Annotated in this window: 2 protein-coding genes and 1 pseudogene; all 3 read left to right on the forward strand. The window is 32.3% G+C overall.

What is annotated here, in order from left to right:
• The first annotated feature begins 112 nt into the window (after positions 1-112).
• Positions 113-502, forward strand: coding sequence for a hypothetical protein (locus tag DWZ60_RS16835; RefSeq protein WP_243038386.1), 390 nt, complete (start codon positions 113-115; stop codon positions 500-502).
• A 23-nt stretch (positions 503-525) separates the two neighbouring features.
• Positions 526-1,167 (forward strand): hypothetical protein, encoded by a 642-nt coding sequence (locus tag DWZ60_RS18530; RefSeq protein WP_243038387.1) that lies wholly within the window; start codon positions 526-528, stop codon positions 1,165-1,167.
• Positions 1,157-1,894: pseudogene (locus tag DWZ60_RS20505) on the forward strand (DUF6560 family protein); the annotation flags it as partial. The gene DWZ60_RS18530 and the pseudogene DWZ60_RS20505, both read left to right, overlap by 11 nt.

Consider the following 1,894-nt stretch of genomic DNA (forward strand, 5'->3'; position numbering starts at 1 on the left):
ATATGCAAGAATATTATAAAAATATATTTTCCTTATTCCAAAGAATATTTATTGGAACAGATTAAGAAGACTACAAAAACCATTATGTATTTCAAACCAGGCTTATAGAGATATGGCACTTGCAGCCTACAAAGAAGAGGATAATACCTTATGTATCGGATATGCAGCAGGAAGTATGACAGGCGGTGGCTGGGAAATGCTCCAGACACATATAAAAAGCTATGGGGGAGATGTAATGCTGGAAGGTACGTTTGTGCTTTTGCCATACATAAAAAAAGCTGCACTATTTTTTCTGCTCATAGTGATTTTATTTGCATTGTTTTTTTCTCAGGGAGATTTATGGATTTTAACAGAATGTCTGATTTTATTTATGTTTCCATTATATCTGCTGTATAGGAATATTTCTAAGATAGGAAAATGTGAAGAAGGGCGACGGCTTGTTTTATTATATCTGGAAAAGGTGCTTCATGCAAATGTGGAAATATCCGTAGAGGAAGAATAAAGAAATGATAGGGGAAAACGAGAATGAAAAAGATTAATGAACAAACAAAAAGTTTTTTACTATACGGTATAGAAGATGTGATTAAGCCGAAAGAAATCTACAAATTAGATGGAGCAATCTTGTTTCTAGTATTTTTATTTTTCTTTTTATCTGAATCAGGTCCATCACCGTTTTTTTCAAAAGTATTTTTAGTTATTGTTTATCTTGGATTCGTGATTCTTAGTTTTTCAAGAACAGAAGTGACAGGGAAAAAGGTTTTTTGGATCATTGGAATACAAAGTCTGACGTTTTCTATTTTGTTCTGTTGGGCAGCAACTATCCTCATGCTGACAACTATGAAAGAAGAATATTATAAGAGGTATCTAACCATACTCGTTATCATTTACATACTGGTAATCGCTGCATACATTTTTCTTATAATAACTTTGATTAAAAAAGATATCTACAATCCATCTTCTTCCAAAAAGCTGGCTGGAGGATGGTGTATTACTAGTTTTGTATTGCTTGGAATGGGTGTCGCAAAAGTACTTAGTAGCAGCGTTGAATATACAGCCATGATTAGAATTGCAAGCCTTTGTTCCTATTTTTGTTCTTTGGGTTCTATCTTAGGAGTTTTTCACCTGGTAAAGTATTTTGCTGTCAAAAAATGGGAGGTTGAAAAATGAATATTTTTATGAAAAGAATATAGATGAAAATAATTATAGCATCCAGGAAGAAGGATGGCTGGGAATTTTATTTTTGGTTGGAACTATATTTTTCTCAGGATTACTTTTGTATGGTTTTATAGACGGACAGGCGGATTTTTCAGTTATAGTGGCGTATGGAATATTGATTGCTTTTTCTGGAATCTGTACCCTGCATTTGTTCCTGTGGAGAGTCAAGGTAAATCATGATGTAATTGAATACCGGTCGTTTTTTGGAAAAAAAATATTATAAATTTTCAGATATAACAAGAAGTGTACATAAAGAAAATGGTACATTGGAAATATATGCAGGGGACAAAATAATATTCAAATTTGATGAAAACATAAGCGCATCATTGTTTGCAAATAGTCTGTCTAAGCATAAAATTTCACAAGAAACATGGTTGAGTTGTAGAGATAAAAAGTGCATCATAAGACCAAAAGAAAGCCACTATGTTCTGCCAGGCATTTTCTTTTTATATTTGGTTTACAATAGTGTGATACTTGTATTCAATGCAAAAGAAACAGCTTTTGTTTTCCTTTTATTCTCTCTTGTACCGGGAGGTTATATTTTTCTATTTTTTAATGGACAAAACAAATACTTGTATTCAATGCAAAAGAAACAGCTTTTGTTTTCCTTTTATTCTCTCTTGTACCGGGAGGTTATATTTTTCTATTTTTTAATGGACAAAACAAATTGTCAAGGATG

This window comes from Blautia sp. AF34-10, assembly GCF_003477865.1.
In the GTDB taxonomy this organism is placed as follows: domain Bacteria; phylum Bacillota; class Clostridia; order Lachnospirales; family Lachnospiraceae; genus Fusicatenibacter; species Fusicatenibacter saccharivorans.

Bases quoted from the DNA above. Each gene is read 5' to 3' on its own strand.
- DWZ60_RS16835 (WP_243038386.1), top strand. From the start codon at position 113: ATGGCACTTGCAGCCTACAAAGAAGAGGATAATACCTTATGTATCGGA.
- DWZ60_RS18530 (WP_243038387.1), top strand. From the start codon at position 526: ATGAAAAAGATTAATGAACAAACAAAAAGTTTTTTACTATACGGTATA.